26 protein-coding genes are annotated in these 25,437 nt (G+C 68.9%); 11 read left to right on the forward strand and 15 right to left on the reverse strand.

Annotation, left to right across the window (positions count from 1 at the left end; all coding sequences use genetic code 11):
- Positions 1 to 2: 2 nt before the first annotated feature.
- Positions 3 to 1,217, reverse strand: coding sequence for an adenylyl-sulfate kinase (gene cysC / locus AUL33_RS07180; protein ID WP_062205869.1), 1,215 nt, complete (start codon positions 1,215 to 1,217; stop codon positions 3 to 5).
- Between the two features lie 160 nt (positions 1,218 to 1,377).
- Complete coding sequence (cysQ, locus tag AUL33_RS07185; protein WP_062205872.1) at positions 1,378 to 2,232, reverse strand: 3'(2'),5'-bisphosphate nucleotidase CysQ; 855 nt, start codon at positions 2,230 to 2,232, stop codon at positions 1,378 to 1,380.
- Positions 2,233 to 2,522: 290 nt separating this feature from the next.
- Between cysQ and AUL33_RS07190 the strand changes: the two genes are divergently transcribed.
- On the forward strand, positions 2,523 to 2,774 hold the full coding sequence (locus AUL33_RS07190) for a hypothetical protein (RefSeq protein ID WP_062205875.1): 252 nt from the start codon (positions 2,523 to 2,525) through the stop codon (positions 2,772 to 2,774).
- A 20-nt stretch (positions 2,775 to 2,794) separates the two neighbouring features.
- Here AUL33_RS07190 and AUL33_RS07195 read toward each other — a convergent pair whose 3' ends face one another.
- The 11 genes from AUL33_RS07195 to AUL33_RS07245 form a co-directional block, all read right to left on the reverse strand.
- Positions 2,795 to 3,466: a sugar transferase gene (locus tag AUL33_RS07195; RefSeq protein WP_062206145.1), complete on the reverse strand. Its 672-nt coding sequence runs from the start codon at positions 3,464 to 3,466 to the stop codon at positions 2,795 to 2,797.
- Positions 3,467 to 4,285: 819 nt separating this feature from the next.
- Positions 4,286 to 4,636, reverse strand: coding sequence for a hypothetical protein (locus tag AUL33_RS07200; RefSeq protein ID WP_062205879.1), 351 nt, complete (start codon positions 4,634 to 4,636; stop codon positions 4,286 to 4,288).
- A gap of 44 nt (positions 4,637 to 4,680) precedes the next feature.
- Positions 4,681 to 5,208: a chemotaxis protein CheD gene (locus AUL33_RS07205; RefSeq protein WP_374754412.1), complete on the reverse strand. Its 528-nt coding sequence runs from the start codon at positions 5,206 to 5,208 to the stop codon at positions 4,681 to 4,683.
- Positions 5,205 to 5,597, reverse strand: coding sequence for a response regulator (locus AUL33_RS07210; protein ID WP_062205885.1), 393 nt, complete (start codon positions 5,595 to 5,597; stop codon positions 5,205 to 5,207). The genes AUL33_RS07205 and AUL33_RS07210 overlap by 4 nt, the downstream gene beginning before the upstream one ends.
- 17 nt (positions 5,598 to 5,614) lie before the next feature.
- A complete protein-coding gene (locus tag AUL33_RS07215) occupies positions 5,615 to 6,670 on the reverse strand; it encodes a chemotaxis response regulator protein-glutamate methylesterase (RefSeq protein ID WP_062205887.1) in 1,056 nt (351 codons plus the stop codon).
- Positions 6,667 to 7,557: a protein-glutamate O-methyltransferase CheR gene (locus tag AUL33_RS07220; protein ID WP_082652392.1), complete on the reverse strand. Its 891-nt coding sequence runs from the start codon at positions 7,555 to 7,557 to the stop codon at positions 6,667 to 6,669. The genes AUL33_RS07215 and AUL33_RS07220 overlap by 4 nt, the downstream gene beginning before the upstream one ends.
- The gene (locus AUL33_RS07225) at positions 7,557 to 8,021 is read right to left on the reverse strand and encodes a chemotaxis protein CheW (RefSeq protein WP_062205889.1); all 465 of its coding nucleotides are present in this window, start codon (positions 8,019 to 8,021) and stop codon (positions 7,557 to 7,559) included. The genes AUL33_RS07220 and AUL33_RS07225 overlap by 1 nt, the downstream gene beginning before the upstream one ends.
- Before the next feature lie 6 nt (positions 8,022 to 8,027).
- A complete protein-coding gene (locus AUL33_RS07230; RefSeq protein WP_062205890.1) occupies positions 8,028 to 10,265 on the reverse strand; it encodes a chemotaxis protein CheA in 2,238 nt (745 codons plus the stop codon).
- A gap of 14 nt (positions 10,266 to 10,279) precedes the next feature.
- Positions 10,280 to 10,645, reverse strand: coding sequence for a response regulator (locus tag AUL33_RS07235; protein WP_062205892.1), 366 nt, complete (start codon positions 10,643 to 10,645; stop codon positions 10,280 to 10,282).
- Positions 10,645 to 11,220, reverse strand: a complete 576-nt coding sequence (locus AUL33_RS22740; RefSeq protein WP_244492042.1) for an STAS domain-containing protein — start codon at positions 11,218 to 11,220, stop codon at positions 10,645 to 10,647. The genes AUL33_RS07235 and AUL33_RS22740 overlap by 1 nt, the downstream gene beginning before the upstream one ends.
- Positions 11,220 to 13,178, reverse strand: a complete 1,959-nt coding sequence (locus AUL33_RS07245) for a methyl-accepting chemotaxis protein (RefSeq protein WP_062205895.1) — start codon at positions 13,176 to 13,178, stop codon at positions 11,220 to 11,222. The genes AUL33_RS22740 and AUL33_RS07245 overlap by 1 nt, the downstream gene beginning before the upstream one ends.
- Positions 13,179 to 13,682: 504 nt before the next feature.
- Here AUL33_RS07245 and AUL33_RS07250 point away from each other — a divergent pair.
- From AUL33_RS07250 to AUL33_RS07285, 8 genes are all read left to right on the forward strand, one after another.
- Entirely contained in the window at positions 13,683 to 13,967 is a 285-nt protein-coding gene (locus AUL33_RS07250; protein WP_062205898.1) for an STAS domain-containing protein, read from the forward strand.
- Positions 13,968 to 14,030: 63 nt separating this feature from the next.
- Entirely contained in the window at positions 14,031 to 14,399 is a 369-nt protein-coding gene (locus tag AUL33_RS07255) for a response regulator (RefSeq protein ID WP_062206154.1), read from the forward strand.
- A 2-nt stretch (positions 14,400 to 14,401) separates the two neighbouring features.
- Positions 14,402 to 16,450 (forward strand): chemotaxis protein CheA, encoded by a 2,049-nt coding sequence (locus tag AUL33_RS07260; protein WP_062205901.1) that lies wholly within the window; start codon positions 14,402 to 14,404, stop codon positions 16,448 to 16,450.
- Between the two features lie 13 nt (positions 16,451 to 16,463).
- Positions 16,464 to 16,931 (forward strand): chemotaxis protein CheW, encoded by a 468-nt coding sequence (locus AUL33_RS07265; RefSeq protein WP_062205904.1) that lies wholly within the window; start codon positions 16,464 to 16,466, stop codon positions 16,929 to 16,931.
- Between the two features lie 82 nt (positions 16,932 to 17,013).
- Positions 17,014 to 17,529: a chemotaxis protein CheW gene (locus AUL33_RS07270; protein WP_062205907.1), complete on the forward strand. Its 516-nt coding sequence runs from the start codon at positions 17,014 to 17,016 to the stop codon at positions 17,527 to 17,529.
- 4 nt (positions 17,530 to 17,533) lie between these two features.
- On the forward strand, positions 17,534 to 18,433 hold the full coding sequence (locus tag AUL33_RS07275) for a protein-glutamate O-methyltransferase CheR (RefSeq protein WP_062205911.1): 900 nt from the start codon (positions 17,534 to 17,536) through the stop codon (positions 18,431 to 18,433).
- Between the two features lie 5 nt (positions 18,434 to 18,438).
- Entirely contained in the window at positions 18,439 to 19,560 is a 1,122-nt protein-coding gene (locus AUL33_RS07280) for a chemotaxis response regulator protein-glutamate methylesterase (protein ID WP_062205914.1), read from the forward strand.
- A gap of 6 nt (positions 19,561 to 19,566) precedes the next feature.
- Positions 19,567 to 21,366 (forward strand): hypothetical protein, encoded by a 1,800-nt coding sequence (locus AUL33_RS07285; protein WP_156419318.1) that lies wholly within the window; start codon positions 19,567 to 19,569, stop codon positions 21,364 to 21,366.
- Positions 21,367 to 21,460: 94 nt separating this feature from the next.
- On the opposite strand, the gene AUL33_RS07290 is transcribed toward AUL33_RS07285, so the two are convergent.
- Positions 21,461 to 22,342 carry a LysR family transcriptional regulator gene (locus AUL33_RS07290; RefSeq protein WP_062205920.1) on the reverse strand — a complete coding sequence of 294 codons (882 nt, stop codon included), beginning with the start codon at positions 22,340 to 22,342 and terminating at the stop codon, positions 21,461 to 21,463.
- 108 nt (positions 22,343 to 22,450) lie between these two features.
- Here AUL33_RS07290 and AUL33_RS07295 point away from each other — a divergent pair, with 108 nt between their 5' ends.
- Entirely contained in the window at positions 22,451 to 23,947 is a 1,497-nt protein-coding gene (locus tag AUL33_RS07295; protein WP_062205922.1) for a CoA-acylating methylmalonate-semialdehyde dehydrogenase, read from the forward strand.
- A gap of 230 nt (positions 23,948 to 24,177) precedes the next feature.
- On the opposite strand, the gene AUL33_RS07300 is transcribed toward AUL33_RS07295, so the two are convergent.
- A complete protein-coding gene (locus AUL33_RS07300) occupies positions 24,178 to 24,702 on the reverse strand; it encodes a GNAT family N-acetyltransferase (RefSeq protein WP_062205925.1) in 525 nt (174 codons plus the stop codon).
- A 102-nt stretch (positions 24,703 to 24,804) separates the two neighbouring features.
- Here AUL33_RS07300 and AUL33_RS07305 point away from each other — a divergent pair, with 102 nt between their 5' ends.
- Positions 24,805 to 25,311 (forward strand): hypothetical protein, encoded by a 507-nt coding sequence (locus AUL33_RS07305; RefSeq protein ID WP_156419319.1) that lies wholly within the window; start codon positions 24,805 to 24,807, stop codon positions 25,309 to 25,311.
- Positions 25,312 to 25,437 lie beyond the last annotated feature (126 nt).

Genomic DNA, 25,437 nt, shown 5'->3' on the forward strand with positions numbered 1-25,437 from the left:
GTTCAGCGGGCGTCGAGAAAGGCCAGTACGGCGTCGGCCAGCGCTTCGGGCGTGGAGCCGCCGGCCTCCAGCCGCAGATCCGGCGCGTCCGGTGCCTCGTAGGGGCTGTCGATGCCGGTGAAGTTGCGGATCTGCCCGGCGCGCGCCCGCCGGTACAAGCCCTTGGGATCGCGTGCCTCGGCAATCTCGAGCGGCGTGTCCACGAAGATCTCCACGAACTCACCCTCGCCCATCAGGCCGCGCGCCATCGCGCGGTCGGCCCGGAAGGGCGAGATGAACGAGGCCAGCACGATCAGCCCGGCGTCGAGCATCAGCCGCGCCGTCTCGGCCACGCGCCGGATGTTCTCCACCCGGTCCGCCTCGGTGAAGCCGAGATTGCGGTTGAGCCCGTGGCGCAGGTTGTCGCCGTCGAGGAGATAGGTGTGGCGCCCCAGCGCGAAGAGCCGGCGCTCCACCGCATTGGCGATGGCCGACTTGCCCGCCCCCGAGAGCCCCGTGAACCACAGGAGCACCGGCGTCTGGCCCTTGGCCGTCGCGCGCGCCGCCTTATCGATGTCGACGGGCTGCCAATGGACGTTGGTGGCCCGTCGCAGCCCGAAGGCGATGCGCCCGGTGCCGAGCAGGCCGTCGTCGGTGCGGCCGTGGATCGTCAGGCTGCCGGTCGCCGCGTTGGTCTCGAAGGCGTCGAAGGCGATGGGCCGCTCGAAGGAGAGGTTCACGAGCGCGCTTTCACCTTGGCCCACCGTGCGCGCCGCGAGCGCCGCGCCGGTCTCGGGGTCGATCCGGTGCTTGATCGCGCCGATACTGCCCTCGACGCTCTGGCCGCCCACCCGGAAGCGCAGCGTTCGGCCGGGAATCAGCGGCTCGGGCCCCGTCCAAGACAGTTCGGCCGCCACCTGATCGGCGACCTCGGGTCGCGCATGCGCGGGACAGAGGAGATCGCCGACACCCGCGCCGAGATCCTGCGCGACGACCAGCGTCGCGCGGTCGCCCGCTTGGGCGCGCTCGGTCGTCGCGCCGTCCGCATGCCGGATCGAGCGGACGAGACCCGTGCGTCCCGATGGTGCCGCGGCGACGGTTTCGCCCGTCGCTACGCTGCCTGAGACGACGTGTCCGGAGATTTCATAAGCGTCCGCGGCGAGGTTCGCGGTCGCCTCGACGACCATCCGGAAGGCCAGTGCGTGCGCGCCCGCCGGCAGGCTGTCCGACGCCGTCATGCCGGGATCGCCGGATGGCGGCCGGGTGCGCAGGACGGCGCTGCCGCGGTCGTCGCGGCTGAGGTTTCGACGCGGGACGCTGCCCTTGCGGCTGGGTCTGGACGGATCAAGATGGGACGGGCCGGTCTGCTCGTGTCGCCGCGGCGACGGGAGCGTCAGTCTATCCGGCGATCCCCTCGGCGGGCAACCGCCCGGCGGGTTCGCCCGCGCTCGCGCGCCCGGCCCGCTCGGCCAGGGCGGGGTCGCCATAGGCGATGAAATGCGGATTGGCGAAATCCTCGTCGTGCCCCTGGTCGCGCTTGTCGTAGGAGAGCGGCGCGCCGTCGAGCGTCGTCACCAGCCCGCCGGCGGCGCGCAGAACCGCGTCGCCCGCCGCCGTGTCCCATTCCATCGTGCGGCCGAGGCGGGGATAGATGTCGGCCTCGCCCGCCGCCAGAAGACAGAACTTCAGCGACGAGCCGCGACAGACGCTGTCGCCGACCTCGAAATGCGCCAGCCAGTCCCAGGTCGCCTGCGTCCCGTGCGAACGCGAACAGACGGCCGTGACGGCTTCGGGCGAGCGGCGAACCCGCAAAGGGGTCAGCGTGCCGATCTCGCCCGCCCGCACCCTCGTCTCGAAGGCATTCGTTCCCTCGCCCGCAAAGAGCCGCCCCTCGCTCGGCGCAAACACGACGCCGGCCACCGGCACGCCGTCCTCGATGAGGGCGATGTTGACGGTGAAGTCGCCGTTGCGGCTGACGAACTCTCGGGTGCCATCGAGCGGATCGACGAGAAAGAAGCGCGGGGCGCCCTGCGGCACGATGCCGGCGGCGGCCTGCTCTTCGGCCACCACGGGAATATCGGGCGCGAACCGGGCGAGCGCTGCGAGGATCACGCCCTCGGCCTGCGTGTCGGCCGCAGTGACGGGCGAGCCGTCGCCCTTGTGCGACACGTCCGTTCCCGCCTCGTAATGGCGCATGACGACGGCGCCGGCATCGATGGCGGCGCGCAGCATCGCGTCGAGAAGAGGGGACATGAACGGTTCCGGGCGCGGGAGGAAAGGTCGCCGCGATCTTAAAGGGGCGGGCCGGGCAAGGCCAGATGCTCGATCGAGGTCGCCTCCGGGCACCGTGGCTACGTCTTTCGTGCAGGCGAGCCGCAGGCCTCGAGGGGGACACAAGCCCATGACGCAGTCGTGAGCCTCCCATTGTCCCAATGGCGGCAACGGATCCTTCATGCTGATTGTTGAACCCGCTCGGATGCGACGACGATCCGGGCTAGCGTTGCCCTCGTCCGTCACGCCAACCTTCGAGGGGAGACCACCCGATGTTCGCCATCTGCGTCGCCGCGATTGGTTGGGTCTGCGGACAGGGATCCGGGAGTGCCGGCTCGATCCTGGCGGCCTCGCTGCTCGTCGTCGGGGTGGAGAGCGTGGCGCTGGCGCAGGCCGGCGCGGGTCTCGGCGCGACGCTGGCGATCCTCGCCCTGTCGCTCATTGCGCTTCAGGGCGCGTTTCTCGCAGCCCTTCTCCTACGCAAAACGCCGCAGGGCGGAGCCGTGCGGCGTTCGGAAGGCTAGAAGCGGGATCGCTTCGGGTCTCAGTGGCTGCCTTCGCGCTTCAGAACCACGGACACCGTCTTGAACAGGATGCCGATATCCAGCGGCACCGACCAGTTGCGCACGTAGAACGTGTCGAACTTGACCCGCGAGGCATAGCTCGTGTCCGAACGCCCGTTGACCTGCCACATGCCGGTCACGCCGGGGCGAACGCGCTTGTAGGCTTCGAACCGGTGCGAGTAGCGGTAGATTTCTTCGTCGACGATCGGACGCGGACCCACCAGGCTCATGTCACCCTTGAGAACGTTGATGAGCTGGGGCAGCTCGTCGAGGCTCGTCTCGCGCAGGATGCGGCCGAGCTTGGTGACGCGAGGATCGTTGCGCAGCTTCTGGCTCGTCTCCCACTCGGCGCGCGCCACCGGGTCGGACTGCAGCAGACGCTGCAGCAACTCGGCGGAGTTGGTCGCCATCGAGCGGAACTTGTAGCAATGGAAGTGCTTGCCCTCGAAGCCGACGCGCTTGTGGCCGAAGACGATCGGGCCGGGATCGGTGAGCTTCATGACCAGCATGATCATCAGCATCAGCGGGCTGAGAACGATGAGCGCGCTGGCCGCGATCACGATGTCGAGGGCGCGCTTGGCAGCGCCGCCGACGGGTACGTCGGTCGCGGCAACCGCTTCGTCGGCGCGGGGAAGCGTCGAGATTTTCGCCATGAGGAACACACCGGGGATAAGGAACGGGACGACGTTTCCCTGGCCTAGACGATGCCCCGGCGAGGAGCAATCGGGCGCCGACGGCGCGAGCGTCCTCGCGTTACACCTCGTCCGCGACCCCGTGTGCAGGGCGTCACAGACGTTTCCATGATCGCGTCAAGCAAGGGAGACTGCGCGATGACCGCGGCCGTCGCCGGTCCCGCCGTTCGGCAAGACGGCCTTAAGTCCTTTGGTTGATGAATGATGAATTATATTCGTCGGAGTGGATCGAAAGACCGGGCGTCGCTTGCGTCCGATCATCTCCATCGCTGGGCCGATGCCCAACCCGAAGGGCTGGTGTGGTGCCCGCGGTCGGTCGCTGCGCCTGCGCGGTCAAACACTTGACGGACATCGGTTGCAACGCCCGCCGCATTGGAAGGGTACTTGAGGTTATGTCGCTGCTAAAAGCGATCCGATAGAAAATCCAGCGCATCCAGCGTGCATACAGAGGAATACTGCGAACTATATTGAATTGGAAGGTCATCAAGCGGATTGACGCAGCGCGAGAAAATTCCGGGGCGATGATGCTGCAGCGCAAAAAAAGTGATCATTGAAATCTAAAGTGATCGAAAATTGGGTCTCTTCGATCATGGAACGGGTTCAAACGGCCGATTATCCGTCAAATTTTACCGGTCTCGGTTCAGAGCGTTCTACGACTGTTTCTTCGCAACCGCGAGATGCGCCGCGCACCAACAACTGTCGAACGTTCCGATGTCGGACTGGTGCAAAGCCTGACGCTGCGGCAGATCGTGCCGTCGCGCCGATCAAGCTGCCGACAGGTCAGAACATGTCGAGTTCGCCCGCATCGGATGCCCCGGCGTCGTCGCCCCCGAACAGGCGCTCGCGCAGGGCCGACAGCTGGATCCCCGACGCCAGCATCCCGCCGGGAAGGCCTGCGTTGGGGAGGCCAGCGTCGGGAAGGATGGACGAAAGACGGGCGAGGAGCGCCGCGATCTCGTCGAGATGCTGGGGCGTCGTGTCGATCGTCTGCGCCAGCCGGACCGTGGCGGGACTGCCGTCGCCGCCCTTCACCAGCGCATGGAGGCCGCGCACCGCCTCGGCCTCGCGGGCGAGCTCCCGGGCGATGCGATCGATCAGGACGGCCAGCGTCGGCGCGGGGTTGGGGCTCATCGGCGGGATCCCGGAAGGCTCGAGAGGAAGGACGGAGCGGCCCGTCAGAAGAATTCGACGTCGCCGAGATCGGCGAGCACGGGCGCCGGCGGCAGCGGCGGCTCCAGGCGGTCCATCAGGTAGATCTGCCGGGCGCGGCCTGAATGAGGCCAGAACTCGATGCGGCGCGCCGCATCACCGCCGAGGCTGCCGCCGATGAGCGGGATGTTCTCCATCGCGAGGAAGCGTTTGGCGAATTCGGCATTGCCGGCGCCGATCTCGGCCCGGCCCGCGCCGATCCGCGCGCCGCCGAAGAGCTTGGCCCGCAGCGCCTCGCGCCGCGCGCCGCGCGCCAGCACGCCGTTGACGAGCACCTCCATCAGGTAGGCGCCGTAGCGCTCCGCCGCGCCGGCCCGGTGGCCGCCTTCGCCAGCGAGCAGGAAGTGGTTCATGCCGCCGGTGCCGGAGTTGGGGTCGAAGATGCAGGCGGCGACGCAGGATCCCAGGATCGTGGTCAGGACGACCCGCGCATCGGCTTCGATGTGCGTCTCGCCTTCCGCGACGTGGATCCTTGCGCCCGCCTGCTCCATCACTGGATGTTGCCGGTGACCGCCTGGATCGCCTTCTGGAGCGCGGCGGGCTGGACGGGCTTGGGCAGGTAGTTGTTGACGCCGAGCTTCACCGCCTGCTGCAGCACCGAGCGGTCGCCCGAGCCGGTCAGGAGGATGAAGGGCGTGATGCGGGTCGCGGGGAAAGTGCGGATCGCCTGCAGGAGCTGCAGCCCGTTGAGCTTGGGCATGTTGTAGTCGGAGATGACGATATGGGCCGGGCTCGACATCATCATCTTCAGAGCCTCCTCGCCGTCCTTGGCGAAGGGAATGTTGGCAAAGCCGATCTGCTGGAGGGCATCCCGCATGAGCAGCCGGCTCGTGGTCTGGTCGTCGACGATCAGGATCTTGATCGTTTGCTTGGTGAGAGCCATGGCGAGTGCTTTCCGGTTCAGGCGCCGAAGACGGCGTGTGAGATGCTTTCCAAAGCAAGTTGTTCTTCGATCGCGCCCAAGTGGAAGGCGACCTTCGGCATGCCGTATACGAGGGAGGAGGTCTCGTTCTGCCCTATTGTCCTTCCACCACCCTTACGAATCTCCAAAGCTCCCTGCGCTCCGTCGCTGCCCATCCCCGTTAAAATGATACCGAGGGAGGCTTTTCCGAAACGTCTCGCTAGGGAATGCAGGAGGACGTCGACCGACGGGCGATGTCCGCTGACGGGCGCGGCCTCGACGAGCGAGCACATCGGCGAGGCGCCGACGACGAGGAGGTGGCGCACCCCGCCGGGCGCGAGATAGACCGTGCCGTTTTCGATCGGCATGCCGTCCTCGGCCTCGACGACGCGCACCGGCGAGGATTTGGCGAGGCGCTGGGCGAAGCCGCGCGTGAAGCCGGCCGGCAGGTGCTGGACGACGAGCGTCGGCGGACAGCCCTCCGGCCAGTCGGCGAGGAGCGCCGTCAGCGCCTCGATGCCGCCGGTCGAAGCCCCGATGCCGATCGCCGCCGGCCGGGTGCGCGGTGCGCGGGCGGCCCGGGCCGCCGTGGGCAACCCGTCCTGCGTTGCGCGGGGGAGGGCGGCGGCGCCGTTGCGACGGGCCGATACGGCGGCGAGACCCTTGCGCGAGGCCGCAGCGAGCTTGACCGTCTCGGCCAGCGTCCCGAACGCGTCGTCGGCAGCGCGCCGGGGCTTGGCGAGGCAATCGAAGGCGCCGATCGCCAGCGCCTCAATGGCGGCCGAGGTGCCCGGCCCGGTCTGGCTGGAGACCATCACCACCGGCATCGGCCGCAGGCGCATGATCTTCTCGAGGAAGTCGAGCCCCTTCATGCCGGGCATCTCGACGTCGAGCGTCACGACGTCGGGGTCGAGCGCCTTGATCTGCTCGCGTGCCTCGAAGGCATCGCCGGCCTCGCCGACGATCTCGATGCTGCCGTCCTCGCGCAGCGCCTTGCCGATGAGAAGACGCATCGTCGGGGAATCGTCGATGATGAGGACGCGGGTCGGCGTCATGCCTCGTTCCTGCGGTAGGTCGTGGTGGCTTCGTGCGAGAAGAGGGCGGCCGGCCGCCCGGTGATGCGCTCGGAATGGCCGGCATAAAGCCAGGCGCCCGGCTGCATGCGCCCCGCCATGCGGGTCCAGACGCTTTCGCGCACGTCCTGGTCGAAGTAGATCGCGACGTTGCGGAAGAAGACGATGTCGAACGTGCCGCGCATCGGCCAGTCCGCCAGGAGGTTGAGCTCGTGGAAGGCGACGAGCTCGCGCAGTTCGGGGCGTGCCTCGAAGGTCTCGCCGCCGTCGATCGTGTGGAAGCCCCGCGCCAGATCGTCCGGCGTCACGTCCTTCAGCGTCGCGGCGTCGAAGCGCGCGGCCCGCGCCGTCGCCAGCACGTTGCGGTCGATGTCGGTGGCGAGGATGCGGATGTCGTGGCGCCGCGCATCCGGCATCAGGTCGAGAAGGCGCAGCGCGATCGAATAGGTCTCGTGGCCCATTGAGCAGCCTGCGCTCCAGATCCGCACCCGGCCGCCGGCCCGCGCCCGCTCGATCAGCGGCGGCAGGCTGGCGGCGGCCAGATGCTCGAAATGGTGGGGCTCGCGAAAGAAGAACGTGTAGTTGGTGGTCAGCGCCTCCACCATCAGCGGCCGCTCAGCCACGCCCGCCGCCGACTGCACGAGGTCGCAGTAGCTGTCGAAGGTGCGAAGCTTCAGCGCCTGCAGGCGTTTCACCAGCCGCGAATAGACGAGCGAGGCCTTGGCATCGGCGAGATGGATGCCCGCCTCCGCCCGGATGATCGCCGCGATGCGGGTGAACTCGCCCGGCGTCAGCACGGGATCGTCGTGGCTGCCCGCCCGCGCGGATCCGGCGCCGGGCAGCTCGAGGACCGGCGCAGCGGCGCCCATCAGACCAGCCGCAGGCGTTCGGGCAGCATGCGCTCGGGCATGATGCGGGCGATCATCCGGTCCTCGATCGCGACCACGGCCGAGACGAAGGCCTTGGCCGAGTCCTGCGCCAGGTCCGGCGCGCCCTGCATCAGCTCGGGGCTGACCGAGAGGATGTCGGACACGGCGTCGACGAGGAGGCCGAAGACCTGGTCCTCGGCCGCCACCACGACGATGACATGGCGCGGCGTCGGCGGATCGACGGGCAGGCCGAGCCGGGCGGCGAGATTGACCACCGGCAGCACGGTGCCGCGCAGGTTGATGACGCCGAGAATGTAGTGGGGCGCATGGGGGAGGGTGGTGGCCGGGGTCCAGCCGCGGATCTCCCGCACCGCCTTGATGTCGACGCAGAACTCCTGCGGGCCGACGCGGAAGGCGACCATTTCCATGCCCTGGCCTGTGGACTTGCGAACCGTCTGGGACATGGGTCTCTACTCCGCCGCCGCTTGTTCGATACCGAAGATGAAGCCGTCGAGGGTCTTGTCGCCGGCCATCGCGTCGACGTCGACGATGAGCGCCACGCGCCCCTCGCCCGAGATCGTCGCGGCCGAGATGCCCGGGACCGGCCGGTAGTTCTTTTCCAGGCTCTTGATGACGACCTGGCGCTGGCCGCGGATCTCGTCGACGAGAAGCGCGATGCGCCGGTTGTTGTCGCAATCGACGAGGATCGCGACGCTCGTCAGCGGATCGGCGGGCTCGGGCCGGAAGCCGAGTTCGACCCCGACATCGACGAGCGGCACGATGGCGTCGCGCACGTTCACCGTGCGTCCGTGGCCGAGCGACTGCAACTCCTCGGCCTGCGGGCGGAAGGTGAAGACGATGGCCGAGAGCGGCACCACGAGCGTCTCCTCGCCGACCTTGACGATCATCCCGTCGAGGACGGCGAGCGTCAGCGGCAGGCTCATCGTGAAGGAGGAGCCGAGCCCCGGCCGCGAGGCGATGGCGAGCCGGCCGCCGAGCGCCTCGATCGACTGCTTGACGACGTCCATGCCGACGCCCCGGCCCGAGATCGCCGAGACCGTGGTGGCGGTGGAGAAGCCCGGCAGCATGACAAGCTGGTCGGTCTCCTCGTCGGAGAGAATGGCGTCGGCGGCGATCAGGCCCTTGTCGATGGCGATCTGCTTGACCTTCGGCCGGTTGATGCCGGCCCCGTCGTCGGAGATCTCGATGATGATGCGGCCCGAGCGGTGGGCGGCCGAGAGCGTCACGGTGCCCTCCGCCGGCTTGCCCTTGGCGACCCGGTCCTCGGGCTTTTCCAGTCCGTGGTCGATGGCGTTGCGAATCATATGCGTGAGCGGGTCGGAGAGGCGCTCCACCACGGTCTTGTCGACCTCGGTGTTCTCGCCCTTCGAGACGAAGGCGACCTTCTTGCCGGTGGCGGCGGCGACCTCGCGAACGAGGCGCGGCATGCGCTGGAACACCGACTTCACCGGCTGGGCGCGCACCGCCATGACGCTGTCCTGCAGCGTACGGGTCAGGCGGTCGAGCTCTTCGATCGAGGAGACGACCTCGGAGCCCGTCGGCAGGCCGGCCTCCTCGACCTTCTGGGCGAGCATGGTCTGCGTCGTCACGAGTTCGCCGACGAGGTCGATCAGCTTGTCGACGCGGTGCAGCTCGACGCGGATCACGGCGGCGGGCGCCTCGGCCTTCGCCGCGCTCTCGCCCTCGGCCCTCTCAGCGGGCTTGGCTTCCGGCTCCGCCTTCTCGGCCGGAACCGGTGCCGCAGCGGCCGGGGGCAGTTCGGGTGCCTCGCCGTCGGTGACGATCTCGGTCTGCAGGCGGGCGAGAAGGTCGGCGACCGAGAAGCCGCCGGCATCACCGAGCGCATCGAGGTCGATCGCCGGCATCGCGCCGGCGCTGGCGGTGAGCGTGAGGTCGCAGTCCCACTCGGCGAATTCAAAGATCTCGCGGACCTTGGCTTCGCTCACCTCGTCGCCGTCGAGATCCACGGCGAAGCTGAGATAGGCGCCCTCCGGATCGATCGCGTCGAGAAGCGGCACCTCGGACGTGTCGCAGGTGATGGTGGCTTCGCCCAAGCCCGAAACCTCGCGCAGGAGCACGGTCGCCTCGTTGGCCTTGGCGTAGAGATCCCTGTGCGGCTTGAAGGCGATGCGCACGGCCGGGGCGTCGGCGTCGAAGGTCGGCGCATCCATTCCGGCCTCCAGGCCGGTATCGAGGCCCATGGCCGACCAGTCGACGGCGACGGGCGTGAATTCGAAATCGGCGAGCGCCATGCCGCCGTCCTCGTCCGCGCCCTCCTCGTCGCCGTGGCCGCCGCCCTTCGGGCCGCCGATCAGCGCTTCCAGCTCGTCGATCAGCTCCTTCGAGCGCGCAAGGTCGCCCTCGGCGCCGTCGCGGCCCGCCGCCACCATGTCGCGCAGGTGATCGGCTGAGCGCAGCATCACCGGCATGACGGTGTCGCCGGCTTCGAGGCGGTGCGAGCGCACCTCGTCGAGCACGGTCTCGAAGACGTGGGCGAACTTGACGAGCTTCGTCAGGTCGAAGGCGCCCGCGCCCCCTTTGATCGAATGCACCGCGCGAAAGACGCGGTTCACGGTGTCGTCGTCGGTCTGCCCGTCGCTCATCGCGGTCAGGCCGTCCTCCAGCTCCTGCAGCTGCTCGTCGCATTCCTGGAAGAAGACGACACGGATTTCGTCCAAAGCGCTCATGATCGGCAGATCCTTCAGGCGACGACGCGGTTGATGGCGGAGACGAGCTTGGCGGGATCGAAGGGCTTGACGATCCATCCGGTGGCGCCGGCCTTGCGGGCGCGGTCCTTCTTGGCCGCGTCGCTCTCGGTGGTTAGCACGATGATCGGGATCGCCCGGCGGGCCTGGTCGACGCGCACCGCCTCGATGAACTCGAGACCGTTCATGCGCGGCATGTTGATGTCGGTGATGATGACGTCGGGGTCGCAGGCGCTCAGCACTTCGAGCCCGTGCAGCCCGTCCTCGGCCTGGATCACCGTGAAGCCGGCGGCGTCGAGCGCGGCGCGCAGCAGTTCGCGCATCGTGCGCGAATCGTCGATCGTCAGGATGGTCTTCGACATCACGCGGCCTCGTTCTGGAAGAGGTCTGAAGGCTTCATTCCGAGAAGCGCCAGATCGCGCTCGAAGGCGTCGGACGTCGCCCCGAGCCCGATCGGCACCCCGTCGGCGTCCCAGGTCTTGGCGGCGGAAACGAGAAGCTGGAGGCACTGGCCGCCGAGGCGGCGGACCGACCCCGCGTCGAGGCTGAGCGCGGAGCCGCGCCGGGCGAGAAGCGCGGCATGGAGGGCGCTGGCGGCGGTGAGGTCGAGGACGGCGGTCAGCACCATCGTCTCGGCCACCTCGTCGCCGGTCTCGGCGCCCGCGGCGGCGGGACCGGCGAGAGGCGAGATCGCGGCCTCGTCGACGAGAGCCTCGGTCGCCCCGTCCTCGTCCGGCAGGTCGGGCAGCGTCAGGGGCGCAGCGAAGACGACCTCCTCGCCGGCCTCGGCGATGTCGGGCTCGGCGGCCATGGCGGACGCGGTCTCGTCGTCAGCTTCGGCGTCGGGGGCGGCCTCATAGGCGGCCATCATCGCCAGGATTTCGGGGGGCAGGGGAACCACGAGGTCGGTGTCGCTGGCTTCGTTCGGACCGGACATCAGAATTCCTCCCAGCCGAGATCCTCGGCGACGGCGGTTGCGGGGGCCGCAGCGGCCGCAGCGCGCGGGGCGGCGACGGGCGTTGCGATGCGGGCCGGGCTGGCTGCTGGCGCGGTGGCGGCGATGCGGGCCGGGGTCTTCATCACGGCGGCGACGTTGCGCAGCTGCGAGACCGCGATGTCGGTGCCGTCGACCCGGAAGGTCGCGATAAGGCGGCCGAGTTCCTCGGTCTCGGTGCGCAGCGAGAGCGTCGCGGCGGTGGTCTCCTCCACCATCGCGGCGTTCTGTTGGGTGACGCGATCCATCTTGTTGACGGCGTCGTTGACGTCGGCGATGCCGATCGACTGCTCGCGCGCCGAGCCGGCGATCTCCTGCACGAGGGCGTCGATCTGGGTGACCTGCGCGGCGATGCGGGTCAGCACCTCACCGGAGCGGTTGACGAGATCGACGCCGTTGCCGACCTGCGTCGAGGAGGCGCTGATCAGCGTCTTGATCTCCTTGGCCGCTTCCGACGAACGCTGGGCGAGCGCGCGCACTTCGAGCGCCACCACCGCGAAGCCGCGGCCCGCATCGCCCGCCCGCGCCGCCTCGACGCCGGCATTCAGGGCGAGGAGGTTGGTCTGGAAGGCGATCTCGTCGATCACGCCGATGATGCGGGCGATCTGCTGCGAGGACTTCTGGATCGCGGTCATCGCCTCGACGGCCTCGCGCATCACCTCGCCCGATCGTTCCGTGTCCTGGCGGGCGACGGCGACGGAGGAGGCGACGGAGGCGGCGTTCTCGGCCGAGTGCTTGACGGTCGCGGTGATCTCGTCGAGCGCCGAGGCGGTCTTGTCGAGGCTGGCGGCCTGCTGCTCGGTGCGGCGCGACAGGTCGTCGGAGGCGTGGCCGATCTCGCTCGTGCCGTTGCCGATCGAGGAGACGGAGGAGGCGACGCGGCCCACCATGTCGTGGAGGTGGAGCGCGGCCTTGTTGAACTCCTCGCCGAGGCGGGCGTAGCGGCCGGGGAACGCGGTCTCGATGCGGCAGGTGAGATCGCCCGCCGAGAGGCGCGTCAGGGCGACTTCGAGCGTCTCCACCACGTGATCCTGCTGGGCGAGGGCGTCGCGGCGCTCGTCGTCGGTGCGCTGCGTCTCCTCGCGGCTCGCCTCTCGGGCGGCCGCCGCTTCGGTCTCGAGGCTGCGGGTGCGCAGAAGATTCTGGCGGAAAACTTCGAGCGCGCCGGCCATCCGGCCGATCTCGTCGCGGCGGGCCGAGAGCGCAGGGGCCGCGTCCGCATCACCCGCCGCGAGCTTCGTCAGCGTGGTCGCCAGCTGGCGTGTGGGGGCGGCGATGGTGCGCATCAGGAGAAGGCAGAGCAGCCCGGCCAGCGCCAGCGAGGCGGCGATGCAGGCGACGATCGTCATGCGCAGCGTGGCGAGCGCGCCGTCGATGGCCGCCGTGGCGCTGACGCGTTCCTCGCGGGCGGCGTCCGCCAGCGTTCCGATGAGCGAGCGCATCGGCGCCTGGCCCTCGAAGGCGGCGAAGGTCTTCTCGGCTTCGACCTTCGTCTGCGGCACGCCCGCCCGCGCCGCAAGATCGGCGATCTGGCCGCGATAGTCGGCGTCGAGATTGGCGATGCGGGCGATGCGGGTGGTTTCAAGGGGATCGGCGACCGCGCTCCGCAGCGCCGCGATGTCGGCGGCGATGGGCGTGCCGGCCGTCTCGAAGCGGGCGAGAGCGTCCGCGTCGGTGCCGCGCACCGCGGCGGTTGCGATCGCGTCGCGCTCATAGAGACGGAGCGAGAGCTGGTCGAGCGTCTCGCTGCGGGTCAGCGCCGCCTGTCCGCTGTCGCGCAATGCATCCACCGCGCCGAGCTGGTGGGCGACGAGGCCACCCATCCCGGCCGTGGCGCCGACCATGACGGTGAAGGCGAGGGCGAGCTTTCGCGAGATGGCGAGGTTCTGGATCGCGAACATGACGTCTCCGAAAGAGGGCGGCGCGGGCCGCGGGGCGTGGCGCCAGGACAAGCGCGACTTTGAGAAGGGGAGGGGGCACGTCAGGGCTTGCCGGGGACACCGACGGGCCTTGGGCGCCGACCTCGCTCTTCTAATCCTCCAACGTATAAAATTTAGTTAGACTGTCCGAACAGAAACCGGCTGCAGGCCCCGTCTCTACTGTGGGTGGCACCCGCGTTTCTTTACGCGGCGTTCACGATGATCGAGTGCTCAAGTTGTCGGGCAACTGTCGCAATTGGGTCACAAATTGCGCCGTTGCCGGTCATCGTGCGTCAACCACCTGACTTCCGGCGCTTCCCCGCAGATGGCCAAAGGCCGGCACCACAAGGGGCGAGGCGTCATGGGCGGGGACGAAGACTTCGCGAGGCGGCCGACATCCTTAAGAGACGTCATTCTGACCTTTAACCGCAACGCAATCTGTTTGCGTCAACTTCCGCAATGATCGAAAGCGAGAGACCGAGCTTGATGTCCTTCCCCAGCGCCCCCACCCTCGTCCTCGCCGGATCCTACGATCTGGCCGCCTGCACCGCGTTGCGGATGGAGCTGATGCAGGCGGGCGAGGCGGCCGTCGGCGGCCCCGTCCATCTCGACATGTCCGGCGTGGACAGCGGCGACATCGGCTTCGTGCAGCTTCTCCTCTCCTTCGAGGTCTCGCTCAAGGCCGCCGGCCGCGAGCTGACCGCCACCGCATCGCAGGCCGTCCGCACGCTCTTCGAGCGCTCCGGCGCCTCGCTCCCCGGTCTCGCCTGACGGCGTCGCTCCGACCCCTCCCCATCCTCCCCGAATTTTCGACTTTCCTGAAAGGTGAAGACCGTGAGCAAGTCCGTTCTTTGCGTCGATGACTCCGCCAGCGTGAGACAGATGGTCTCCTTCACCCTGGAGAGCGCCGGCTACACGCCTGACACCGCCGTCGACGGCGCCGATGCCATCACCAAGCTCGATCAGAACAAGTACCAGCTGATCATCACCGACCTGAACATGCCCAATCTCGACGGCATCGGCATGATCCGCAAGGTTCGCGAGATGCCCCAGCACGCCGGCATCCCGATCGTCATGCTGACCACCGAGTCGGACGAGACGAAGAAGATGGAAGGCAAGGCCGCCGGCGCCACCGGCTGGATCGTCAAGCCCTTCGATCAGGCCAAGCTCGTGGCCGTCGTCAACAAGCTGATCGGAGCCTGATCATGATGGGCGGGGACATCATTGAGACCTTCCTCAACGAGGCGCGCGACCTTCTGGAGCAACTCGAGGCGGCCCTCCTTGACCTGGAGAAGCGCCCGACCGATCGCGAGCTCGTCAACACCACCTTCCGCGCGCTTCACACGCTGAAGGGTTCGGGCGGCATGTTCGGCCCGCCGGCGATGGCGGCCTTCGCGCACGAGCTGGAAAACGCCTTCGAGAAGGTCCGCCAGGACCACGCCCCTGTGACCCCCGCCCTCGTCTCGCTTCTCCTCCAGTCCGCCGACCAGATCCGCAAGCTTCTCTTCGAGGCCGACGGCGATCATTCTGCCGAAAGCGAGCGGCTGGCCAAGGCGCTCGTGGCGGAAGTCGACGGCGCCCCCGTCGCCGCTGCCGCCTCGGCTCCCGTGGCCGCCGCCCCGGCCGTGCCGGTCTCGCCGCTGTCGCGCCGCTGGCGCATCGCGCTGCGCCTGGAGCGCTCGGCGCTCGCCTTCGGCACCAATCCGCTCGCCCTCATCGACGAGCTGCGCGATCTCGGCACGGTCACGCTGACCGCCGACACCTCGCTCCTGCCCCCCATTGAGGACCTCGTCCCGACCGAGCTGCACCTGGGCTGGACCATCCTTCTCGACACCGCCGCGCCGCGCTCGGCGATCGACGACGTCTTCATCTTCGTGGATGGCCCCGAGGCCGTCCGCATCGAGGAACTGGAAGACGAGGTCCCGGCCGCTGCACCCGTCGCCGCCGTTGCGCCGGCCCCGGTCGCCGCGCCCGTTGCCGCTCCTGTCGCAGCCGCCCCGGTCGCCGTGGCCAAGCCCGTTGCCGCCCCCGCCAAGCCCGCCACCGCGCCCGCCAAGGCCGAGGTGCCCGAGGCCAAGGAAGCGCGCGCCGAAGCCCATGTGCGGGTCTCCGCCTCGCGCCTCGACATGCTGCTCGACCAGGTCGGCGAACTGGTGATCGCGCAGGCCCGCCTCTCGGCGCTCGCCCGCAACCGCCACGATCCCGTGCTCACCACGGTGGCCGAGGAGATCGAGCGCCTGTCGGCCGACCTTCGCGACTCCGCCATGGGCATGCGCATGGTGCCGATCGAGCAGCTCTTCGGCCGCTATCGCCGCGTCGTGCGCGATCTCTCCTCCGACCTCGGCAAGGAGATCGATCTCTCCTTCACCGGCGAGGAGACCGAGCTCGACAAGACCGTTCTCGACCGCCTCGGCGATCCGCTCGTCCACATCATCCGCAACTCGATCGACCACGGCATCGAGTCGGCCGAGCGCCGCGAGGCCGCCGGCAAGTCCAAGCGCGGTTCGCTGCGCCTCGGCGCCCGCCAGGCCGGAACCGAGGTGGTGATCACCATCGACGACGACGGCGCCGGCTTGAACCGCGCCCGCATCCTCGAAAAGGCGATCGCCTCCGGCATCGTCGCCGAGGGCACGGTGCCGGCCGATCGCGAGATCGACGAGCTGATCTTCCATCCCGGCCTCTCGACCGCCGCGGCGGTGTCGAACCTTTCGGGGCGCGGCGTCGGCATGGACGTCGTCAAGCGCACGATCAACGAGCTGCACGGCTCGATCGACATCGACAGCCGGCCCGGCGAGGGCACCCGCTTCACGCTGCGCCTGCCGCTGACGCTGGCGATCATCGACGGGCTGCAGGTCGCCGTCGGCGACACCCAGTGCATCCTGCCGCTGACGAGCGTCGAGGAATGCGTCGAGCTCGCCGCCGTCGAGACGCGGGCCTCGGCCGGGCGCAACTTCGTCGACATCCGCGGCACGCTGGTGCCGCTCCTGTGGATGGACAGCGTCTTCGGCACGCCGAACCGCGGCACGATCGTGGTGGTCACCGAAAGCGAGACGGGCAAGCTCGGCGTCGTGGTCGACCAGGTGGTCGGCCAGCACCAGACGGTGATCAAGCCGCTCTCGCCGCTGCACGCGCGCACCCCCGGTCTCGTCGGCTCCACCATCCTCGGTGACGGCTCGGTCGCCCTCATCCTCGACGTCAATCCGCTCGCACGGCACGCGGCCCAGCCGCGCCACGACACGCGCGTCGCAGCCTAAAGGTCCGAACCCCATGTCGCTTGCCATCGAAGTCGCCGACACCTCGCTCCAGGACTACCTCACCGTCGCGCTCGGCGACGACCTCTTCGGTCTGAAGGTGGCGCTCGTCCACGAGGTGCTCGATCCCCCGGCGATGACGCGCATTCCCAACGCGCCGTCCTTCGCGCCGGGTCTCATCAACGTGCGCGGCAACGTCCTGCCGCTCGTCGATCTGCGGGCCCGCTTCGGCATGGAGGGCGCCGCCGACACGCAGTCGACGCGGGTGATCGTCTCGGAGGTCTCGACCGCCGCCGGCGAGACGTTCCAGATCGCGATCAAGACCGACGCCGTCTACGAGGTCATCCACGTGCGGGCCAGCGACGTCTCGGCGGTGCCCGAATACGGCTCGCGCTGGCCGAGCCGCTACCTCGACGGCGTGGTGCGTCAGGACGACCGCTTCGTCGTCCTCCTCGACGTCGAGCGCCTGCTCGACGACGCCTGAACCTGACGATCGCTTCCAGCCGGCCGCCGCGCCGCCCGCGATCCCTCGACACGCCGCTGCCCGCATCCCCAGAGGACGAGACATGAGCAATCACTTCCAACCCTCCGCCGCCGTCGATGCGGACGAGGGCAACGAGATGCTGACCTTCCAGCTGGGATCGGGCGCCTTCGCGGTGAACGTCCAGCAGGTGCGCGAGGTCCTCGACTACAAGCCGATCCAGCCGATGGCCAACGCCCCGGCCAGCCTCATCGGCATGATCGACGTGCGCGGCGTCGGCGTCCCCGTGGTCGATCTCAAGCGCAAGCTCGCCATGCCGGCGGGCGAGGGGCGCGAGATCGGGCCGGACACCCGCATCGTGGTGCTCGAGTTCGAGGCCGCCGGCCGGCTGCACACGGTGGCGGTGATCGCCGACGCTGTGCACGAGGTGGCCGATCTCTCCGACCAGACCCTCGAGGCCGCGCCGCATGTGGGCGAGGCCTGGAACAGCGACTTCATGCAGGGGCTCGGCCGTCGCAAGGAGGCCTTCCTGACGCTCCTGCGCATCGACAGCCTCTTCCACGGCACTGAGAGCGTCCTCTCCGGCGCACGGGCGGCCTGACCCCATGTCCTCGGCATCCGCATCCCTCAAGGTTCCCCTCGATCCTGCCGCGGACGCCATTCCCCAGTGGACCCGTGTCGAGCTGTCCGACAAGACCTTCGAGGTCCTCGTCAAGCTCGTCTACGACAATTGCGGCGTGTCGCTCTCGCGCGTGAAGAAGACCATGCTGGAGACGCGCCTGCGCCGCCGGCTCCAGGCCACCGGCCTCGGCGACTTCGAGAGCTACGTGCGCCTCCTGCAGACGCCGGCGGGCAAGACGAGCGAGTTGCAGTCCTTCGTCGACACCGTGGTGACGAACGAGACCTCGTTCTTTCGCGAACGCGCCCATTTCGACTATCTGACCCCCGCCGAGGTGCAGCGCCTCGTCGAGAACGGCGACGGGCGCTCGCTGCGCGCCTGGAGCGCGGCCTGCTCGTCGGGCCAGGAAGTCTACACGCTCGCCATGGTGCTGGAGGCCGCCATCTCGCAGCCCCGGCTGTGGGACTGGCAGATCCTCGCCACCGACATTTCCGTCAAGATCCTGACCGCCGCGCGCGAGGCGATCTACCGCGCCGAGGACGTCGTGCCCGTGCCGCAGGCGCTTCAGGAGCGCTTCATACTGCGCTCGCGCGACCGGGCCAGCGAAGCCGTGCGCATCGCGCCGGAACTGCGCCAGCGCGTCACGTTCGGCCAGATCAACCTGATGCATTCCGAGTACCGCGTGAAGTCGAAGATGGACATCATCTTCCTGCGCAACGTGCTCATCTACTTCGAGCCGCAGGTGCAGCACGACGTGGTGGCCAAGCTCTGCCGCCACCTCAGGCCCGGCGGTCTCCTCATCCTCGGACATTCCGACACGACCCGCTCGGGGCGGCTGCCGCTGCGCCTCATCCGCGGGAACATCTACGAACGGCTGGAGGATTGACCGCCATGAAGCCCATTCGCGTGCTGATCGTGGACGATAGCGCCAGCGTCCGTCAGGTCCTGTCGGAGATCGTCAATGCCGAGGCGGACATGGAGGTCTTCGCCACCGCCTCCAACCCCTATTTCGCCGCCGAGCGCCTGCGCGAGGAGATCCCCGACGTCATCATCTGCGACATCGAGATGCCCCGCATGGACGGCATCACCTTCGTCCAGAAGCTGATGAGCCAGCGGCCGATCCCGGTGGTGATCTGCTCCTCGCTCGCCGAGGCCGGCTCGAAGATGGCGCTGCAGGCGCTGGAAGCGGGCGCCGTCGAGATCATCGCCAAGCCCAAGGTCGGAACGCCCCAGTTCCTCATGGAGGCGCGCACCCGCATCTGCGACGCCGTGCGCGCGGCCTCGCAGGCCAGCGTTCGCGTTCGCCGGCCCCGCGCCGGGGGCGAGGGCGCCAACTCGCCGCAGGAGAAGCTCACCGCAGACGCGGTTCTCCCGCCCTCGAACGGGCGCCCGATCGACCGCACCACCGACAAGGTCGTGGTGATCGGCGCCTCCACCGGCGGCACCGAGGCGCTGCGCCGCATCCTCGAACCGCTGCCCGTCGATTGCCCGGGCATCGCCATCGTCCAGCACATGCCCGCCGGCTTCACCACCGCCTTCGCCAAGCGTCTCGACGGCCTCTGCCGCATCGAGGTGCGCGAGGCCGTGACCGGCGACCGCCTGATGCCGGGCCTCGCCCTCATCGCGCCGGGCAACCATCACCTCCTGCTGCAGCGCTCGGGCGCGCAGTATCACGTCGAGGTGCGCGACGGGCCGCTCGTCACCCGCCATCGCCCGTCGGTCGACGTCCTGTTCCGCTCCGCCGCCCGATCGGCCGGCGCCAACGCGCTCGGCATCATCATGACCGGGATGGGCGACGACGGCGCCAAGGGCATGCTGGAACTGCGCCAGACCGGTGCTCACACGATCGGCCAGGACGAGGCGACCTGCATCGTCTACGGCATGCCGAAGGAAGCGATGAAGGCCGGCGCCGTGGAATACGAGATGGCGCTCGACCGCATCCCCGCCGAGATCGTCCGCTTCGCCCACGATCAGTTCCCCAAGACGGCGCCGCGCGCCGCGCAAGCCCGGTAATCTCCGATGATGCTCGCTCCCAACAAGCCGCACGCCCCATCCGGCAACCAGGCCACCGCTTTCGACGCGCTGCGCGCGACGCTCGAACGCATCCACCAGTGGAACGTCTCGTCCGAGGCGGTGTACCTGGGCGCCGGCGAGGATCTGCAGCTCCTGCACCGGCGCATCGGCACCGTGCGCGACTGCATCCGCCAGTCCACCGAGGCGGTGAGTTCGCCCGAGGCCGACCGCGTCGAGACGCTGCTCGGCACCGCCGCGACCTCGGCCGCCGCGCTGGAGACGCTGGCGATCGAGCGCTCGAACGTCCTGCGCACGCTCGCTGACGGCGTCGCGACCGCGGCCACCGGCTCCACCGCCGTGGCGCTCGTCTTCCGCCTTCTCGACTATGTCGTGCTCGTCGCGCGCACCCATGTCGAGGGCATGACGCAGGCGCGCGACGTGCTCGTGCCCTTCACCCAGCATGTCCATGAACTCGTCGGTTCCGGCCAGGGCGTGGCGCGCGCTCTCGACGAGCGGGTGCGGCTTCTGGCCGGCCATATCGGCGAGAGCCGGGCGATCGACGCGCGCGTCGGCGCCAAGGCGATGCTCGGCGAGCCGAGCCTGGCCTTCCAGTTCCGCACGCTGATCCGGCGGCTGGCGCAGGAGCGCGACGGCGTCGCGATGACCCGCGCCGAGGCGCATCGCTCCTTCTCCACCATCCGCGAGGCCGTCGGCGGCCTCGTCATGGGCCTGCAGTTCCACGACATCGCCCGCCAGCGCCTCGAACACACGCTCGGCAACCTGGAGCGCCTGTTCCTTCTCGCCGAGACCGGCCGGCTCGCCCATGACGGCGCGCCGCTGGAGGGCACCGCGCGCAATCTGGCGCTGCGCCGCATCGTGGAACTGGAGATCGCGCAGATCGAGAGCCTGACCGAGCTCTACGAGACGAAGATGGGCGATCTCCACGGCAATCTCGAGATCCTCGCCGGCGAGATCGCGGCGAGCGATCGGATCCTCGGCACGCTCTTCTCCGAGGACGGCGACGGCGCCGGCAAGAGCGCCATCGCGGTGCTCGAATCAGAAGCGGTGCGGGTGCGCGCCCGCTTTGCCCGCGGCGAGGCCGACCGCCGCCATCTCGACGCCTCGCTGCACGAATGCGTCGAGGCCGCCGGCCCGCTCATCGCCATGACCGACGAGCTCGCCGCGCTCGAGCACACGCTGCGCCTCGCCGGCTTCAACGCCGCCGTGCGCGCCGCCCATGTCGACTCGGGCGACGAGACGATCGGCTACATCGCCCGCGAAATCCGCGAGCAGGCCTCCGTCGCCAAGGCGCAGGCCGATCTCGTTCGCGAGGGCATCGAGGTCTCGGTCGCCGCGACGCGCGATCTCGAAACCGCCATCCTGCCGCAGATCGCCTCGGCCGAGGGCGAGATCTCCGCCCAGTTCGCCGAAGCCACCGCGATCCTCGGGCGCATCGACGCCGAATGCCTCGACAAGCTGCGCGAGGCCTCGACCAACGCAAGGGGCCTCGGCGCCAAGATCGAGATGATCTCGGGCCTGATGACCCCGCATGTCGAGGGCTGCGCGCTGATGCGCCAGACCGTCCACATCCTGCGCCATCTCCTCGCCGACCTGCCGGACGAGGTGGTCTCGGCCGAGGAGGGGCTGAAGCTCTACAGCCTGCTCGCCGCGCAATACACGATGGCCGAGGAGCGGGCGATCTTCGAGGCCTCGTTCCGCGCCATGGGTCTCGTCGCCCTGCCGTCCGCCGTCGCCAACGTCGCGGCCCCGCCGCCGGTCGACGACGTCGACGACTTCCTGTTCTGACAGAGTTCTGCACCCGAGCGGGTGTCCGGCGGACGGGGCGGCTTCGGCCGCCCCGTTTTCGCGTCCGGCGTCAGAGCATGTCCGGACGAAGCGGTCAGCCGAAGAGGCCGCGCTCGGCCTCCACGGTCTCGGCGATGAAGTCGGCCGCCGCGCGGATCGGGGCGAGCCCGCGCGCGCTCTCGTGGATCACCAGCCAGTATTCGCGCCGGATCTCGTGGGCCGGCAACACCCGTACCAGCTCGCCCCGCCGGTCGGCGATGAACGCGTGGAGGATGCCGATGCCCGCGCCCGCCGCCACCGCCTCGGTCTGCCCGAGCGCCGAGGAGATCTCGAACCGGCTCTGCCAGTCGTCTGCGATCTCGGCGGTGTAGTGCAGCGAGGGGCTGTAGAGGAGATCCTCGACCGCGCCCACCAGCCGATGGCGGGCGAGATCGCCGACGCCTGAGGGCGTTCCGTGCTCGGCGAGGTAGCCGCGCGCGGCATACAGGCCGAGCGCGTAGGTCACGAGCTTGCGCGCCACCAGCCGCCCCTCGGCCGGTCGCTCCACCGTGATCGCGATGTCGGCCTCGCGCCGCGAGATCGAAAAGGCGCGGGGCACCGGCACGAGTTGCACGCGGATGCCGGGATGGCGGTCGGTGAGCCCGGCGAGGCGCGGCGCGAGAAAGGCCGTGCCGAACCCGTCGGGTGCCCCGATGCGCACCGTCCCCGCGATCGCCGCGTCGGCCCCGGCCGCCAGCCCTGCGGCCGCCGCCATCTCCGCCTCGATCCGCTCGGCCGGCGCCAGGAAGGCCGCGCCCTCGCGCGTCAGCTCGCAGCCGCTCGGGCGCCGCGCGAAGAGCGGCGTGCCCAGCGCGCCCTCCAGCGCATCCAGCCGCCGCCCGACCGTCGCGTGGTTCAGACCCAGTCGGCGCGAGGCCGCAAGGATCTGCCCGGCCCGCGCCACCGCGAGGAAGATACGCACGTCGTCCCAGTTCATCGCTGCCGCCTCATGCATCAAACCACGCACAATGGATGCGCGCGGATGCCGCTTGATTTCAAGTCTGCTCCCGGCGCATCTCGTGTTCATTCAACGGGAGAGACGGCCATGAACGAGATCGGTCACTTCATCGACGGCACGCGCGTCGCCGGCACCAGCGGTCGCACCGCAGACATCTTCAACCCCGCCACCGGCCAGGTGACGGCCAGGCTCGCGCTCGCTTCGCAGGACGAGCTGCAGCGCGCCGTGGACGCAGCCAAGGCCGCCCAGCCCGGCTGGGCCGCCACCAACCCGCAGCGCCGTGCTCGCGTCTTCATCAAGTTCGTCGAGCTCCTCAACGCCCACATGCAGGAGCTCGCCGAGCTTCTGTCGTCCGAGCACGGCAAGACGGTCGAGGATTCCAAGGGCGACATCGTGCGCGGCCTCGAGGTCTGCGAGTTCGTGATCGGCATCCCGCACCTGATGAAGGGCGAGTTCACCGAGGGCGCCGGACCCGGCATCGACATGTACTCGATCCGCCAGCCGGTGGGCATCGGCGCCGGCATCACGCCGTTCAACTTCCCGGCGATGATCCCAATGTGGATGTTCGCGCCCGCCATCGCCTGCGGCAACGCGTTCATCCTCAAGCCCTCCGAGCGCGACCCGTCCGTGCCGATGCGCCTGGCCGAATTGATGATCGAGGCGGGCCTGCCCAAGGGCGTGCTGCAGGTCGTCAACGGCGACAAGTCGAGCGTCGACGGCATTCTCCAGCATCCCGACATCGGCGCCGTGTCCTTCGTCGGTTCGACCCCGATCGCGTCCTACGTCTACGGCGAGGCCACCGCGCGGGGCAAGCGCGCCCAGTGCTTCGGCGGCGCCAAGAACCACATGATCATCATGCCCGACGCCGACCTCGACCAGGCCGCCGACGCGCTGATCGGCGCCGGCTACGGCTCGGCCGGCGAGCGCTGCATGGCGATCTCTGTGGCGGTGCCCGTGGGCGAGGCGACGGCCGACGCGCTGATGGCCAAGCTCATCCCGAAGGTCGAGGCCCTGAAGATCGGCCCGGCCACGGATGCGAGCGCCGACTACGGCCCGGTGGTGACCAAGGCCGCGCAGCAGAAGATCCTCGGCCTCGTCGAGAAGGGCATCGCGGAGGGCGCGACGCTCGCCGTCGACGGCCGGTCCTTCAGGATGCAGGGCTACGAGGACGGCTTCTTCGTCGGCTCCTGCCTCTTCGACCACGTCACGCCCGACATGGACATCTACAAGGAAGAGATCTTCGGCCCGGTGCTCTCGGTGGTGCGCGCCGCCAATTACGAGGACGCCATCGCCCTGCCGATGAAGCACGAATACGGCAACGGCGTCGCGATCTACACGCGGGACGGCGACGCCGCCCGCGACTTCGCCAGCCGCATCAACATCGGCATGATCGGCATCAACGTGCCGATCCCCACGCCGCTCGCCTACCACTCCTTCGGCGGCTGGAAGAAGTCCTCCTTCGGCGACCTCAACCAGCACGGCCCCGACTCCATCAAGTTCTGGACCCGCACCAAGACGGTGACGAGCCGCTGGCCCTCGGGCATCAAGTCCGGCGCCGAATTCTCGATGCCGGTCATGCGCTGAGGCGAGGGCAACGCTCGGTTCGGTCGGGAACCGGCACTCCTGCGATGGTAACGACAGCGGCCGCCTCGAAAGGGGCGGCCGCTGTCGTTCGGCGAGGGCGTGGGGGTGATCGCGAACGTCGGCCGGCGATCCCCGCGTCATGATCACCGACGCCGAGATCGGCAGCGTGCCGGTGCGGCTGCCTTTCGAACGAGAAGAAAGGCGGCGATCTCGGTCGCAGACTGCAAGGATCAGACGTTGGCGCCAGCCCCTGACCGTTCGAACATCAGGGGTCTCGCCCCGCGATAGTCGGCTTCGCCGAACCGGACGTATCCGAGTTTGGCCGCCACATGCCGGGACGCGGCGTTCTCCGGGTGGATGATGCACACCGAACGCTTCATGGCATGGTGTCTCGCCATCCAGTCGTGAGCGCGGCCGACGGCCTCGGTGGCATATCCCCGACCATGCCCTTCGGGTGCCAGAACCCATGCCGCCTCCGGAAACGGATCGAACTGCGAACCTAAGTCCCGGGCGAAGTGAGCCAATCCGACCTCGCCGACAAAGCGCGCTCCATCTCGCGTTCGGACGGTAAAGAGACCGTAGCCGAAGGCGCTCCAATGGCCGATCTTCTGAAGCAGCTTCTTCCACGCATCCTCGCGTGTGGTGGGCGTTCCGCCGATATATCGCGCGACCCCTTCGTCTTGCCCCATGACGAAACTCTCTTCGAAATCATCGAGGTTGGGCATTGAGAGGACAAGTCGGGTCGTTGTGATCATGGAGCCAGTATGCCGTTGTAAGCCGCTGCGGGGAATGACGACTATCGGGACCGTGGCCGGACGGGTAGAACGCGACCGGCTTTCGCTTCACCAGGATCTTCCGTGCCTCTGCGCCATCCGCTCATTGCTGCTCTTCTCGCTTCGTCGACACTCTTGGCCGGCTGCGTGAAGAATCTCGACCACTCGACGATCGCCGTTGCCGCACTCGGAGCCGGTTCACCTCCGACCATCTCCGGCGCGACGCTTCAGGAGTGCGTCTCGGATGCCCGTCTCCAGGCGAAGGCATCCGATGTCGCAACCTTCGATCCGGCGTTCAGCGGACACTTCGCCAAATCGGTTTTCTATCAGGGAGGCGGCCTTGATGTTTCGTCGCTGCGGACCTACGCGCTCCCGTATGACGTCACGAACCTGTTCGGCGTGAAGGGTCGCGCGTCTCTCGCCTGTCTTTATGACTTCCGCGGCGGCGATCTCGTATACCTGACGTACCTGCGAGTGGATAAGGACGGGAACGTTGACCTGGATGATATCCAACGGGAGGGGAAGGCGTCGTTCCACAAGCTCCGGAAAGCCGGGCGTGTCGTGCCGGTCCGAAATCCACGCGAGCCCTGATGCTGTCCGGCATACCTGCTGCTAGGCCCGACAGCAGGTATGCCGGATGTTATAAATCGCCAATGTCGTAACGGCCTGACGAGGGACGTGGTCGCGGAAGCGATGGAGTGCCAACTCGATAGCGCT

This window comes from Aureimonas sp. AU12, assembly GCF_001463705.1.
Lineage (GTDB): Bacteria > Pseudomonadota > Alphaproteobacteria > Rhizobiales > Rhizobiaceae > Aureimonas.